Source organism: Vibrio bathopelagicus (assembly GCF_014879975.1).
Classification (GTDB): Bacteria; Pseudomonadota; Gammaproteobacteria; order Enterobacterales; family Vibrionaceae; genus Vibrio; species Vibrio bathopelagicus.
In genome coordinates, this window is sequence record NZ_CP062501.1 from 1,857,895 (window position 1) to 1,872,038 (window position 14,144).

The window sequence follows — 14,144 nt, forward strand, 5'->3', positions numbered from 1 at the left end:
GGTCTGTTCCAAATGAGCATTGTCTGACCCTCTCAAATTGGATTAGATTTAGTAGGGAAAACGCCCCAAAAAATTTTGCAGATTATTTGATCTAACTTATTTCATGGCAAAAACGAGTTAGAGCTCCCTAATGACTCACCAAACTCGAAAACAGGTTGATGATCACCACACCCGACAGAATCAAAGCGATGCCAATGATCGCGTAGATATCCAGTTTTTGCCCGTAGACCAGCCAAGACAAAGCTGCGACTAGCACTATCCCTGCCCCACACCAAATCGCATACGCCACACCCAAAGACATGGTTTGAACTGTTAGAGACAATAGATAGAAAGCAAAGCCGTAGCCGACTAAAACAGCGGTGGTAGCAGGAAGGGAAGTAAATTGCTGCGTCTTCGGTAATAAAGAAGTTGCGACAACTTCAAGCACAATGGCAAGTGACAGCATCACTGGAGGGGGAAGAGATAAAAGCATGTTTGAATCCACAACAATAAAATACGGCGCTCAGAATATTGTAGTTTTATTTCCGATTCATGCGATTTTCAGTAAGTAATTATTATGATGCACCTTAAAAATTCTTAGGTGTAATTCTCGATTAAAACCTACGCTCAGACAAACAAAAGAGCCCACTAACTCATGGCTAGCAGGCTCTTCATCAATCTAATCATCTAATCGGTAAGACACTTAATTTGCTGACGTTGAGCCTCTTAGAATATCGCGCTTCACTTCACCTTTCAGGTCGGTCAAGGTTTGTTGGTCGATATCAATCAAGAAGTGATCACTCGCTTGGCCAGTCGCAAACTTTTCAAGAATCACAAACAAGCTACCAAAACGAGAACGGAACACTTCACCAACGGTATATTGGCCAAGGTCACCTAGCTCAGAATCCACAGTGCCATCAAACTCAGCTAGCTCGCGGCTTAACAGTTCGTATTGACGAAGCTGTGTTTCACCAATATCACGGAACGCCAACTCGTCTGCATTACGTAGTCGGTAAAAATCTGTCGCTAGTAGCTCACCGCTCCACTCTGCAAAGTCAGCTAAGCTTAACCCCTCAGTAGATGCCAAAACCTCGGCTTCTTCTTTGGCTGCCTGCCAATCTTTCTGGAACTGTTCCTCATCAACGACACCATTCGCAGTACAGCCTTCAACTGGATAGCCCAGCTTGTCTGCTAATTGACAAACCGTGAATTGCGTTTCTAGTTGAGACATGATCATCATCTCTTCACCGTTCATGTTCATGATCATTGCGCGCATTTCTAGCGGCCAATCGCTCGGAAGAAAACGTAGACGCGTCAGTTCACGAATGTGCCAATCAGTGAGTTCGTAATAGCTTTCAGAATCTAGAATTTCTTTATTCCAAATCTTAGCTTTTGCTTCATCATCATCGCCCGCGCTTGCTGTTAGGTACGCATGCTCTTCTTCATAGTGACTAAACAACTCGTTGTAACGTGCCACTTGATCTATAACTACCGTCTCTACTTCGATTTGATTGTCAGGGCGAATGTTCAATAGTTTATAGGCCGGAATGTAACCCGCTAGCGATGGTGCTTGAATATTGAAGAGTGTGTGCTGTACGCCATCGATATTGAAGCTCTTCTTGCCCGTATCGTTAAAGTGCATGTGACCGCCAACGTGGATATTCAATCCTGTTGCAGCAAGTGCACGACTGGTATTGTCATCTGGTTCGCGAGCCAGTTGATGGCTTCCTTCACCAAACAGATCTTCAATCTCTTCAGAGGCACCGTTGTAGAAATCTGTCATTGGGAAGTGCGAGAAGGAAACAAGCGTCTTATTCTGCTCTTTCGCTGCTTTTACTACATCAGAGATCCAATCGATCACATGTTCTTTGTGAGTCAGCATCATGTTGTAGCCAGCGCTACTTGAGCCATCAAACGTATTGCCATCTACAGAGCTATCAGACGAGTTTTCTTTAGGGCGATAAACATTCGCGTCAATAGCTAACAACCACAAGCCTTTAACTGGCTCGACTAAGTAACTGGTATCAGGCACTTCAGAACAACTTGTGTAACCACTCTCTTTATAACTGCCGCCAGTGCCTTCATAACAGATCTCGTACATTCGCTGATCAAAAGCCGCTTCTTCTTTGGCTAATTCATAACTGTAATCGGTACGAGCTAGATCGCTGCTGTAAGGGGTTTCAAAGTAGAGGTAATCTTGTTGAGGGTAGAAACCGTGAGTTCCAAGAATACCCATGATCTCTTCATAACCCCATTCACGGACTTCTTCTGTACAGATGGTCGCTAGGTTGTCGCCTTGACCAGGAATGGTTGTCCACTCATCGTCGTAGCCAACACACTCTTCTTTACCGCGGCTATAGATACGTTGATTCTTGCCTCCTTCTCCCAAAAAGTCCGACTTACCCGCTGGGATAGTAAATGGACGAACTGGATCGTGGTTTCCTGGCGCCGCAAAAAACTCAAGACCGTAAGTATCACGGTAGTGGTCAAAGATGCTAACCAAGCCACGCATATGAACAGGTTGGCCGTCGTCACTAAAATCACCGGGTAAGGCTACGTACTTCACGCCACGCTCAACCACATCATCCAGTGCCGCTATCATCGCAAAGTAGTTTTCATTGAATAAACGAGTAGAGTTCATTTGAGACTCCATCGTTCTTATCGTTGCATTCTCACCACTGATTGGATTCGGCAAACCAGCGAACGAGCCATCTTGAAAATCACCGTAAACGTCATGGAAGTGGATATCAGGCATGAAGGCGACTTGCACCGCGCTATCTAGATTACCGCTGTCATCACTTGGAGAGCTTGAATTACAACCCACCAGTGTGGCTGCCATCAAGCCCGACAGTACAGTCAATGTACTCTTTTTCATTTTCTCTTCCCAAAAAGTTAGAACTCAAAATTTGGCGAGGAGATTAGGCGAGTAAAATGACATTATTGTTTCCGATATCTTACAAAACGTCGCACACAGAGCGCTTATGCGACATTGCTTCAACCTTTAAAATTCAATAACTTACTTACCATCATTGCTGTTAATCACTCCAACAAACCTCATTGGGGATTAATATATAAACTGCGACTACCAGGTGGGTATAACATTATGATTTACAATCATTTATACCAATAACACCTCAATCCAAGCTTCAAAGAGTGAAGGCTGAGTAGTACCAAAACATATCACTTCGATTTTATAGTAAAACCAAGCAACTATTACACATGTGTAATAATTATTTTCCATTTAGGGGGATTATCAAAACCCGCACTCACATCTATACTAGCCACAACAAAACGAGAGAGCGGAAACAATTAAGCTCAACTACTCTTAACGAGTTAACGTTAATTGAACAGTTATCCGCTGTACTGACATATATAGGAAATATCCAATGACAATCGAAATTAAACCTGGTCAAACTCATATTAAATCAAAAGCAATGGTTGCATGGGCAGCTGGTGAACCGCTAAAAATGGAAGAAGTTGATGTACAACTTCCTAAAGCTGGTGAGGTTCTAGTTCGTATCGTTGCTACTGGCGTTTGTCACACTGATGCATTCACTCTTTCAGGTGACGATCCAGAAGGTATCTTCCCGTCAATTCTTGGTCACGAAGGTGGCGGTATCGTTGAGATGATCGGCGAAGGCGTAACAAGCGTTGAAATTGGCGACCACGTTATCCCACTTTACACAGCTGAATGTGGCGAATGTAAATTCTGTAAGTCTGGTAAAACTAACCTATGCCAAGCCGTTCGTGAAACGCAAGGTAAAGGCCTAATGCCAGACGGTACTAGCCGCTTCTCTGTAAATGGCGAAACTATTTTCCATTACATGGGTTGTTCTACTTTCTCTGAGTACACAGTACTTCCAGAAATCTCACTAGCGAAAGTAAGCAAAGAAGCACCACTTGAAGAAGTTTGTCTTCTAGGTTGTGGCGTTACAACAGGTATGGGCGCAGTACTGAACACAGCGAAAGTTGAAAAAGGCGACAACGTTGCTGTATTCGGCCTAGGCGGTATCGGTCTATCTGCAATCATTGGTGCTCGCATGGCTGGTGCTGACCGCATCATCGGTGTTGACATCAACGAGAGCAAATTCGAGCTAGCGAAACAACTAGGCGCGACTGACTGCATCAACCCAATGAACTACGACAAGCCAATCCAAGACGTTATCGTTGAGATGACAGACGGTGGCGTTGAATACTCTTTCGAGTGTATCGGTAACGTTAACGTTATGCGTCAAGCACTTGAGTGCTGTCACAAAGGTTGGGGCGAATCTGTAATCATCGGTGTTGCTGGTGCAGGTCAAGAGATCTCAACTCGTCCGTTCCAACTAGTAACAGGTCGTGTATGGCGTGGTTCTGCTTTCGGTGGTGTTAAAGGCCGCTCTGAGCTTCCAGAAATCGTAAACCGTTACATGGCTGGTGAGTTTGGTCTACAAGAGTTCATTACTCACACTATGGGTCTGCAAGATGTAAACGAAGCATTCGACCTAATGCACAAAGGTGAATCTATCCGTACTGTTCTACACATGGATAAGTAACTCTCCTTGGTCTCGATACTTCGGTGTCGAGACCACAGTTCTGACTTAAACATCAGAGCGAAACTGTCTTCACCACCTCCTGCCCGGTGGGTGGTGAAACCTTTAGCTATAACTTTGACTTTAGTATTAAACAACCCAAACACATTAATTCCGAAACCATCAACCTAACGGAGCACAATAAATGACAATCGAAAACATTAGCCAAGCAAAGGTTGCTGGTGGTTGGCACAAACAATACACCCACTTTTCAACAACGCTTGACTGCAACATGCGTTTTGCGATTTTCTTGCCACCAAATGCAAGCAAAGAAAACCCAGTTCCTGTTTTGTATTGGTTATCAGGCTTAACCTGTACCGATGAAAACTTCATGCAAAAAGCCGGCGCTTTCAAAGCCGCTGCTGAGCAAGGCATCGCTATTGTTGCACCTGATACTAGCCCACGTGGCGAAGGCGTTGCCGACAATGAAAGCTACGATCTAGGCCAAGGTGCAGGATTCTACGTGAATGCTACTCAAGCACCGTGGGACAGCCATTACCACATGTACGATTATGTCGTAACAGAGCTCCCAGCGCTGATTGAATCGTTCTTCCCTGTAACATCAGTAAAATCGATTTCTGGCCACAGTATGGGCGGACATGGTGCACTAACAATTGGCATCAAGAACGAAGAAAACTACCGTTCTATCTCTGCATTCAGCCCGATAACAAACCCAATGCAATGCCCTTGGGGACAGAAAGCATTCAACCAATATCTAGGCTTAGATATTGAAGAGTGGAAACACTACGATGCCTCTGAGCTTCTAAAAACCAAAGGCACTAAGCTACCAATGTTAGTAGACCAAGGCGAAGCCGATAACTTCCTAATTGAGCAGCTAAAACCTGAACAATTAGTGGAAGCCGCTAAGGTAACGAATGCCGATTTAGAGCTACGTATGCAGCCAGGTTACGACCACAGCTACTACTTTATCTCTAGCTTTATTGATGAGCATATTGAGTTCCACGCTGCTTACCTAAACAAATAGTCACACCTATTTAGCCCACACCTTGCAAAAGCGTGAGGTGTGGGCTTTTTTGTGCCTGCAATATGAGCTAATCCGCGATTAGCATCGATTACCACTTTCAAACACTCTCGCTATACCAACACAAACAATACAACGATAAAGGTACGAATATGAGCTGGTTTTTCTTGATGATGGGCGTAATGGCTGAAGCACTTTCTCACGTTGCACTTAAGGCAACTGATGGTTTTAGTTTGTCTAAACCTATTCCTGCTTTACTGGTTATTTCCGGCCACTTGGCGGCCTTTCTATTTTTGAGCCAAGCCATGAAAGGGATGCCGGTTGGTGTGGTGCACTCTTTATGGGCAGGTTTAGCTATCGTGACAGTGAGCCTGATTTCTACCTTCGTTTACCGCCAGCACCTAGATACTATGGTTTGGATTGGCATGTTATTCGTTGCAGCTGGTGTTGTGATGATCAACCTATCTCAAGGTCACTCGCACTAATTTTAACCTAGAGTTGTGAACAGAAGCTTGTGAACTCGGGGTAGCGAACAATAAGTTATTAACAGTGTGTCAATTCGTTCAAATTTTCTAACAGGCAGGTGATACCTTCACTTATTCATACTCTTACAATCAGCGAATCAAACCTGTTACCATAGCGCCTTCAACATTACCTATTTTGAAGGTTGCTATGAAAGCAATTAAAACTCTTTTCTTCCTGATGGTTTTATTGAGTGGTCTGTTTACCGCTTGGCTGTTTATCCCGATTCCAGCGACCATGGACAAACAAACACTCGACGTTCCATTAACGGAACCATTCAAGCTGGTGGCGTATCGCAGTAATCCGAACGATGCGAGCAAGCCGCTGACCTATCACTACTATGTGATTTCCGATGTGGTTGGCGTGGACGACATGGACCCTTTTCTGATTACGACAGACCAGTTTGTGAAGCTTGGCGAATTCGACGAGAACACATTCAACCTTACGGTTAACGGCAAGATTGAGAGCTACACCAACGATTTGTGGATCAAAAAAGCCGATGGCAAACTGCAGCACTGGTATGTAAGTGTTGACGCCAACTACGTTCGTTAAAGTCGACATACAATAGAATCTATTATTAGACAGCGCTTGGCTTCCAAGCGCTGTTTTTGTTTCTTGCCTCTCGCTTCAAACCTCCCCTCACTTTCCACCGACCACTGCCCTTTCCGCTTGAGATACGATAAGCTCAGCCAATGCTCGACTCCCTATAATACCAATCGTAGTAAATAACTGTTCACCCTAGCTTGCTAAAATGCTCGATAACTGCGTTAGAATTTTTGATTGTAGAATAACTACTTATCGAAAAATTCTTCCTTGTTCTCAAGCCTTTTCCCTACGCTATTTTTGATCACTTACTTACTGTGATTGGTATAAATCAAAAATAATAAAGGATCACCCGTGGAATTTACGCTCGACAAATTTAACGGCATCATCATCGACCCAGCGACAGCACCTCAAGACGCTGATGTATTTCATGCCGAACTTAGTGAAATCACCGAATTTTCAAAACAAAATAACAAAGGCATTATTTGGATTAGTTTGCCTATTTCGCTCTCGCATCTTATCCCTGTAGCTACTGAACTAGGCTTCGTGTTCCACAACTGCCTAGAAGAAGAGATCACGCTGATCCATAAATCTGAAATCGTCGAGTTTGTGCCTTTCATTCCTACTCACACCTTGGGTGCAGGCGCATTGATCACCAACGAACACAACCAAGTGCTGATGATCAAAGAGCATGGCATGACAGGCTATAAATTACCGGGTGGCCACATTGAACTTGGCGAGGGTATTGAAGAGTCTGTGGTTCGAGAAACCTTGGAAGAGACTGGCATCGAAGCCACGTTCGTTTCAGTGGTTGGTATGGCAACGCGCCACCCATATCAGTTTGGCAAATCGAACCTCTACTTTGTTTGTCACCTTATTGCTCAAACTCAGGAGATTGCGATTCAAGACACTGATGAAATTGCAGAGGCTAAATGGGTTGATGTTGAAGAGTACATTAACAATCCTGACAGTTACCCGTTTAACCGCCAATTGGTCGCATCTCTGATAGGCAAGCAAGGATTAGAGCTTACCCAACTAAAAGGGAACTCTGGCCCGAACCACAAGCCAGAGATCTTCTTTTCGAAGCACTAATGCTTAGTCGCCTCAAAGATTGCAAAACAAAAAAGCCAAGTGATTTGAAACTCACTTGGCTTTTATTTCGATTAAACCTTTGTTGTTACTGGTTTGGTAGATTGTTTAGGAAGTCGCGAAAACCTGTTTCTCGGACACGCCCCAGCACTTTTCGCAATTCACCAATTAAGCACCCATCAGCCCAATCAACACGAATATCAATCGGCGCTTTAGTCAGGCTTTCTACTCGGAGTGATGCAGAAAAGGTTCCTCGCTTGTCTCCTCCCGCTTGCAACGCGGCTTCCAATGCTGTTATCAATATTTCTGGTAGCTCTGCTTCATAGTTATCTCTATAAACAGGCGCACCATCTTCTGAGATTGAGCTTGGATTCAAGGTTGCTTGAGCGATAAAGCTGTCAGAAAAGGCCTGTAAAACCTTGTCACTCTCTAGCATGTTCCCAGCAACGGCAATCGTAGGGTAAGCAATCGAACCAACATAAGGGATGTTGTCATCCCCATGAATGAAAGCGCTGTCGCCATTTTTATCCATCACCATACATTGGCGTTTTGAATATTCGGCATCGCCCGCTTTTAAAGACTCAACAACCTGCTGAGCCGTCTGACCGAGAATAAATAACTCACGTGCTTTGTCCGCATACCAAGGGTTGGTAAATAACCCTTGAGTTGCACACGCTCCGACACCTCGCCAGCTATGGTTTACATAGCCTCCGACTGAAACACCTCCTGTCGCAGAGATAGAAGCCGATAAACCGGTATTGGGATTAACGTGAATAAGTGAAATTGTCATAGATGTTCAACACCAAAAAACTAGTAACCAATCATTTGTCCAATGAACAGCGCCACCCAACATAGGGCATAAACCACCAACATAAATGGCACAATCGCTTTCAACCACTGCTCGTAAGAAACTCGACCCAGTGCAAGCATCGCTAGAGTACCGCCTGACGTAGGTACAATAAGGTTAGTTAAGCCATCACCCACTTGGAATGCGGTAACCATTAGCTGGCGACTCATACCTGCTAGGTCGGCAACCGGGATCATAATCGGCATGGTCACCATCGCCTGACCAGAACCACCAGGAATGAACAAGTTGATGATGCCTTGAACTACACTCGCCGCAATGGCAGCTAACGCGATTGGCATATCTTGAATCAATGAACTCAGTGCGTTCACGATGGTATCAATAATTGACGCTTGGTTAAGGATCACTTGAATAGATGCAGCAACACCGATCACCAATGCACCAGAGGTAACGCCCGACGCACCTTCCATCATCTGCTTAACAATAGCGTTTGCACCCAAGCCGTTCACGATACCAATCGCAATCGCCATCAATAAGAAAAGACCCGCGATCTCATTGATGTACCAGCCATTAGCGAACACACCGTAAAGCATGATACCTAAGCCAATAAGAAAAACGCCCAAGGTCATTTTGTCTTTCTTATTGAGTTGGTATTCAGAAAGATCTTTACTCAGGCCGCCAGCAGTCTCTGGCTCTTTGAACTCCATTTTAGTGACACGAGAACAAATGTAGTAAGACAGAAATGCCAAAGAAGAAAGCACCATAACGGTACGCAACCAAGCACCAGAGAAGATTGGAAGTTCCGCAATGCCTTGTGCAACACCAACCGTGTACGGGTTAATCGGTGACAGAGCGAAACCCACACCGATACCACCTACCGCCATCACCGTGCCAACTAAGCTCGAATATCCAACCGCAGCAGAGATCAGTACCGCAACTGGCACTAAGGCGATGTTGTTTTCGAAGCCGACCGCCACACCAAAGAAACCATAGATGAACGTGCCTATCGTAATGATTAGATTACGGTTTTTAATTCCAGCCTTATTTACCGCAACACCGATGGCATTTTCTAATGCGCCAGTGCGTTGCAAAATATGGAATAGACCACCCGCAATAAACACAATAAACAGGTAAGGTGCCGCGCTAATCAAACCTTTAGGAATAGAGACGAAAATATCGAAGAAATGTACTGACGGAATGCCTTCAATATAAGTAAATGAATCAGCAACAACCGTTGTTCTACCATCAACGACAACGCGTTCAAACTCACCTGCTGGCACTATAAAAGTAAGAAGGTAAGTGGCAACCAGTATAAAAAAGATAAGAACCATCGGGTCTGGTACGTTTTTGTACCACGCCTTCTTCTCTGCTGTTTCCATTTTCTCTGTCATGTCCATAACCAAATCTCTCCTTAGTATAGGGAGCGCCTAAGAGCTGCGCTCTGTGTTATTTGTAGCAGGCGATAACCAGAACTTTGTTCAGATACCGTTAAAGACTGCTACTAAAATCTCGAATCGTTTATTCTTGCTCTGCTTTCATCAATAGACAGAAGTGGTTTAACACTTCGACTGCAGCAACCAAATCTTGCTGAAGAATGGCTTCGTCTGGGTGGTGGCTAATGCCATCAGTACAACGCATAAACAGCATGGCAATATCGGTGAGCTTACTCACTGCCAAGCCGTCATGGCCTGCACCGCTGTATAGGTGTTTCGGTGTGATACCCGACAAACTTACCGCGTTACTTAAAACTGACGATAAAGAGTCGGCACAGGTCACAGCTGCTTGCTCATAAGTCTGTTCATGACGGTAAGCCAAGTTGTATTGAGTCATCAGGCTGTCGATATCTGCCAACATCTCTTCTCGCGCTTTAACACGAGAAGCGTCATTTGGCGAACGAAGCTCAATGGTAATGTCTGTCTGCTGTGGGATTACGTTGACGCCATTCGGGTAGTTAGCAATTTTGCCCACAACACCGACTAAGTCTTCTTCTCGCTTGCAAAGCTGATCAAACATATGGATCACTTGAGCTGCACCCACCAACGCATCTTGGCGTAAGTTCATCGGTACTGTGCCCGCATGGCTCGCCTTACCAATGATCGATAAGGTATGGCGCTCAATCCCAGTCATTGCAGTCACAACCCCTACAGGCAGGTTGGCTTGTTCTAACTGCGGGCCTTGCTCAATATGTAACTCAACAAAGCCAAGCACATCCTCTTTCTCGTAAGCGTCATTACTGATGAGGTCTGGATTACAACCGAAAGACACCAAAGCATCACGCATGCTTACGCCGTTTGCGTCTTCTGCCGTCAACATCGCAGGGTCGAAGATGCCTGAAATCGCTTTTGAGCCTAAAAGTGTTGATTGAAAGCGCGTGCCTTCCTCGTCACTAAAACCAATCACATCAATATGAAATGGGAACTCTAACTGATTGTTATGAAAATAATTAACCAATGCGATTGGCAGCACTACGCCCAAAATCCCATCGTATTTTCCACCATTAGGCACCGTATCTTGGTGTGATCCAAAGATCAGTGTTTTGGCATCTGGGTTAGCACTTGGGTAACGACCAATTAAATTTGCCGCATTGTCCATTCGAACTTCCATACCAGACATTGTCATCCAGTTATGCAGCTTACGGTTTGCCTCTTCATGTTCTTTAGACGCACATAAACGCGTAACCCCTTCGTTATCGGGATCGGATGTTTGGCTGCACTGAGCAATAGACTCTAGCCATTCCCACGTTAAGCTGGCGGTTTCTTCGAATTTACCCATCTAAAATCATTCCATTCTGATCATGTACACTCAGGCAATTTATCATGATAAATATCAAATAAAAGCTATTTATCATGATAAATAAGCATTTTGTGACTAAGATTCGATCAATAATCGGAGTGTTTCATAGCTCAACACTCCGATTCTTCCGGGGTTTTTATGGCAAGAAAACAGGTGACATTCAGAGGAATTCCGTCAGAATTCAATAAGTACGGATAGCACCCCAGCGAGGATAATGTGGCAAAAAGCGCGAAAAGACGTAGAACACAAGAATTAGCAGAATCGATCAAGAACTGGATCGTCGAACAAGCTCTTCAGCCTGGGGATCGTTTACCTAACGAACTAGAGGTTATGGAGAGGTTTGACGCTTCAAAAGGAACGGTTCGTGAAAGTATGCGAATCTTGGAAGCGCAAGGGATTTTGTCTACCAAAACTGGCCCTAATGGCGGTGTCTTTGTTAGTGAGATGAGCGAAAACAAAGCGCAGTCACTCTTAAGTAACTACCTGTTTTTTAAGAACACTTCGATATCAGATTTATACCAAATGCGTTTGTCGCTTGAGCCGGAGATTGCAGCTTCCCTCGCGGGAAAATTAGGCGAATCGCAACTGCAGGCACTGAGCAACCAAATCGATAAATATCAGACGCCGCCAGAAGATATATATCAAGAGCGTGAACATCACATCGCTTCGTTAGAGTTCCACAGTCTGCTGGCGAGCTATTCTGATAATGAGCTATTGAAGTTTGTGGTGCGTTTCACCGCGCAAATGCTTACCGAACTGACGATTTATCACAAGCTTTACGAACCAGGAAACCACAAGCTTTGGCGTACCGGTGTGCAAAGCCAGCGCGACCTTGTGCAAGCACTAAGAAAAAATGACGCTGTAAAAGCAAAGCAAATCATGCAGCAGCATATGCTTACAGCGCACCAACTTATGATTAAGCAAGAAGCGCAAATCACGAACAGCTTTATCGCAGAAGAGTAAGACCAAGCGCGTTCAGCTTATCTAGCACATTTCTCACAAACACTAAAAAACGCCAAGCTCATCAGAACTTGGCGTTTTGCTTTTCATTTTACTTATATTAGTTAAGCCAACTCGTTGTTAGTGACTCCTTGATAAAGCGTTCTAGACCATATCTATTTTAGAAAAAGCCTAGCGGATTAGTGTCGTAACTGATCAGTAGGTTCTTAGTGTTTTGGTAATGGTCGAGCATCATCTTATGTGTCTCACGGCCAATGCCAGATTTCTTGTAACCACCAAACGCGGCATGCGCTGGATAAGCGTGGTAGCAATTCACCCAAATACGACCCGCTTCGATATTGCGCCCCATTCGATACGCTAAGTTTGCATCACGTGTCCACACCCCTGCACCCAAGCCATACTCGGTATCATTGGCAATTTCTAACGCTTCTGCTTCATCTTTAAAAGTGGTGACCGCGATAACAGGGCCGAAGATCTCTTCTTGGAAAACACGCATTTTGTTGTGCCCTTCGAGCATGGTTGGCTGGATGTAGTAACCATTTCCTAAATCATCTGGTTGCTGCGCGATTTCGCCACCTGTCAGCACTTTCGCGCCTTCTTGGCGGCCAATCTCAAGATAGCTCAGAATCTTATCGAACTGCTCTTTAGAAGCTTGTGCGCCAACCTGAGTATCGGTATCTAGCGGGTTACCTTGTTTGATGGTTTGAGCACGCTCAACCACCTTGGCGATGAACTTGTCGTACACCGATTCATGGATCAATACACGTGATGGACAGGTACACACTTCACCTTGGTTAAAAAACGCCAGCAACATACCTTCGACACACTTATCTAGGTATTCATCTTCATGGTTAAAGATATCTGGGAAGTAGATGTTTGGAGACTTACCGCCAAGCTCAACCGTTGATGGAATCAAGCTTTCAGCAGCACATTTTAGAATATGGTGACCGACCTCTGTTGAACCTGTAAATGCTAACTTAGCAATGCGATTACTGGTCGCGAGAGCCTGACCCGCTTCACTACCAAAACCATTGACGATGTTGACCACACCTGCAGGCAGAAGGTCAGCGATCTTCTCCATCATCACCAAAATCGAGGTTGGCGTTTGCTCGGCTGGCTTCATAACCACACAACACCCCGCAGCCAGTGCGGGTGCCAGTTTCCAAGCCGCCATTAAGATTGGGAAGTTCCAAGGAATGATTTGACCGACTACGCCAATTGGTTCTGGGAAGTGGTAGCTAGCGGTGTTTGAATCTAGCTCAGCTGCACTGCCTTCTTGCGCTCGAATACAACCCGCAAAGTAGCGGAAGTGATCGACAACCAAAGGAATATCTGCCGCTAAAGTTTCACGCACAGGTTTGCCGTTTTCCCACGTTTCAGCAACCGCGATTTCTTCTAGATTCGCTTCAATACGGTCAGCAATTTTAAGTAGGATATTAGAGCGCTCAGTTACACTCGTTGCTGCCCAACTTGCACGAGCTGCATGCGCGGCATCAAGTGCTAAGCTAATATCCGCCTCAGTTGAGCGCGCGACTTGGCAATACACCTGACCATTTACTGGGGAAGTGTTATCAAAATACTCGCCGCTGACAGGCTTCACCCACTCACCACCGATAAAATTATCGTATTGAGCTTTAAAGTTCACCACTGCGTTATCACTACCCGGCTGTGCGTAAATCATAGTTAGATCCTTCTTTGATTTTTAGTCGTTGCTCATTCGTTGTTGAGCTTATGTTGTCGAGCTAGCATGGCGGCGTCCCTTGAGAAGAGAACCCGAGAAGAGAACTCAAAAAAAGATTCGCCATGTTTATTCTTTCTGTTTAAAACACTGATACTTCGTGTTTTCTTCACAACAGTAACAACGCAAATCACACGCCAGAACTTCAAAACTTGTTGTTAA

Annotated in this window: 12 protein-coding genes; 6 read left to right on the plus strand and 6 right to left on the minus strand. The window is 44.8% G+C overall.

Annotated features, from left to right (window positions below):
- Positions 1–127: 127 nt before the first annotated feature.
- Entirely contained in the window at positions 128–472 is a 345-nt protein-coding gene (locus tag IHV80_RS24450; RefSeq protein ID WP_192891357.1) for a DMT family transporter, read from the minus strand.
- A 210-nt stretch (positions 473–682) separates the two neighbouring features.
- Positions 683–2,854 (minus strand): metallophosphoesterase, encoded by a 2,172-nt coding sequence (locus tag IHV80_RS24455; protein ID WP_192891358.1) that lies wholly within the window; start codon positions 2,852–2,854, stop codon positions 683–685.
- Positions 2,855–3,365: 511 nt separating this feature from the next.
- On the opposite strand from IHV80_RS24455, the gene IHV80_RS24460 reads away from it, so the two are divergent.
- From IHV80_RS24460 to IHV80_RS24480, 5 genes are all read left to right on the plus strand, one after another.
- Entirely contained in the window at positions 3,366–4,514 is a 1,149-nt protein-coding gene (locus IHV80_RS24460; RefSeq protein ID WP_102285555.1) for an S-(hydroxymethyl)glutathione dehydrogenase/class III alcohol dehydrogenase, read from the plus strand.
- A 181-nt stretch (positions 4,515–4,695) separates the two neighbouring features.
- Positions 4,696–5,535: an S-formylglutathione hydrolase gene (gene fghA / locus IHV80_RS24465; RefSeq protein ID WP_192891359.1), complete on the plus strand. Its 840-nt coding sequence runs from the start codon at positions 4,696–4,698 to the stop codon at positions 5,533–5,535.
- Between the two features lie 149 nt (positions 5,536–5,684).
- Complete coding sequence (locus tag IHV80_RS24470) at positions 5,685–6,017, plus strand: DMT family transporter (protein ID WP_009846216.1); 333 nt, start codon at positions 5,685–5,687, stop codon at positions 6,015–6,017.
- 187 nt (positions 6,018–6,204) lie between these two features.
- A complete protein-coding gene (locus IHV80_RS24475) occupies positions 6,205–6,606 on the plus strand; it encodes a hypothetical protein (RefSeq protein ID WP_060981035.1) in 402 nt (133 codons plus the stop codon).
- 345 nt (positions 6,607–6,951) lie between these two features.
- Positions 6,952–7,689: an NUDIX domain-containing protein gene (locus tag IHV80_RS24480; protein ID WP_192891360.1), complete on the plus strand. Its 738-nt coding sequence runs from the start codon at positions 6,952–6,954 to the stop codon at positions 7,687–7,689.
- Positions 7,690–7,774: 85 nt separating this feature from the next.
- Here the strand turns inward: IHV80_RS24480 and IHV80_RS24485 are convergent, their stop codons facing one another.
- From IHV80_RS24485 to IHV80_RS24495, 3 genes are all read right to left on the minus strand, one after another.
- Positions 7,775–8,476 (minus strand): DUF1028 domain-containing protein, encoded by a 702-nt coding sequence (locus tag IHV80_RS24485; protein WP_192891361.1) that lies wholly within the window; start codon positions 8,474–8,476, stop codon positions 7,775–7,777.
- 20 nt (positions 8,477–8,496) lie between these two features.
- Positions 8,497–9,888: a YfcC family protein gene (locus IHV80_RS24490; RefSeq protein ID WP_192891362.1), complete on the minus strand. Its 1,392-nt coding sequence runs from the start codon at positions 9,886–9,888 to the stop codon at positions 8,497–8,499.
- 121 nt (positions 9,889–10,009) lie between these two features.
- Positions 10,010–11,263, minus strand: a complete 1,254-nt coding sequence (locus IHV80_RS24495) for an allantoate amidohydrolase (protein ID WP_192891363.1) — start codon at positions 11,261–11,263, stop codon at positions 10,010–10,012.
- Between the two features lie 237 nt (positions 11,264–11,500).
- Between IHV80_RS24495 and IHV80_RS24500 the strand changes: the two genes are divergently transcribed.
- A complete protein-coding gene (locus IHV80_RS24500) occupies positions 11,501–12,247 on the plus strand; it encodes a FadR/GntR family transcriptional regulator (protein WP_192891364.1) in 747 nt (248 codons plus the stop codon).
- Between the two features lie 157 nt (positions 12,248–12,404).
- Here the strand turns inward: IHV80_RS24500 and exaC are convergent, their stop codons facing one another.
- Positions 12,405–13,925: an acetaldehyde dehydrogenase ExaC gene (exaC, locus tag IHV80_RS24505; protein WP_192891365.1), complete on the minus strand. Its 1,521-nt coding sequence runs from the start codon at positions 13,923–13,925 to the stop codon at positions 12,405–12,407.
- Positions 13,926–14,144 lie beyond the last annotated feature (219 nt).

Coding starts and splice junctions, on each gene's coding strand:
- IHV80_RS24450 (WP_192891357.1), bottom strand. CDS start 472: ATGCTTTTATCTCTTCCCCCTCCAGTGATGCTGTCACTTGCCATTGTG.
- IHV80_RS24455 (WP_192891358.1), bottom strand. CDS start 2,854: ATGAAAAAGAGTACATTGACTGTACTGTCGGGCTTGATGGCAGCCACA.
- IHV80_RS24460 (WP_102285555.1), top strand. CDS start 3,366: ATGACAATCGAAATTAAACCTGGTCAAACTCATATTAAATCAAAAGCA.
- fghA (WP_192891359.1), top strand. CDS start 4,696: ATGACAATCGAAAACATTAGCCAAGCAAAGGTTGCTGGTGGTTGGCAC.
- IHV80_RS24470 (WP_009846216.1), top strand. CDS start 5,685: ATGAGCTGGTTTTTCTTGATGATGGGCGTAATGGCTGAAGCACTTTCT.
- IHV80_RS24475 (WP_060981035.1), top strand. CDS start 6,205: ATGAAAGCAATTAAAACTCTTTTCTTCCTGATGGTTTTATTGAGTGGT.
- IHV80_RS24485 (WP_192891361.1), bottom strand. CDS start 8,476: ATGACAATTTCACTTATTCACGTTAATCCCAATACCGGTTTATCGGCT.
- IHV80_RS24490 (WP_192891362.1), bottom strand. CDS start 9,888: ATGGACATGACAGAGAAAATGGAAACAGCAGAGAAGAAGGCGTGGTAC.
- IHV80_RS24495 (WP_192891363.1), bottom strand. CDS start 11,263: ATGGGTAAATTCGAAGAAACCGCCAGCTTAACGTGGGAATGGCTAGAG.
- exaC (WP_192891365.1), bottom strand. CDS start 13,925: ATGATTTACGCACAGCCGGGTAGTGATAACGCAGTGGTGAACTTTAAA.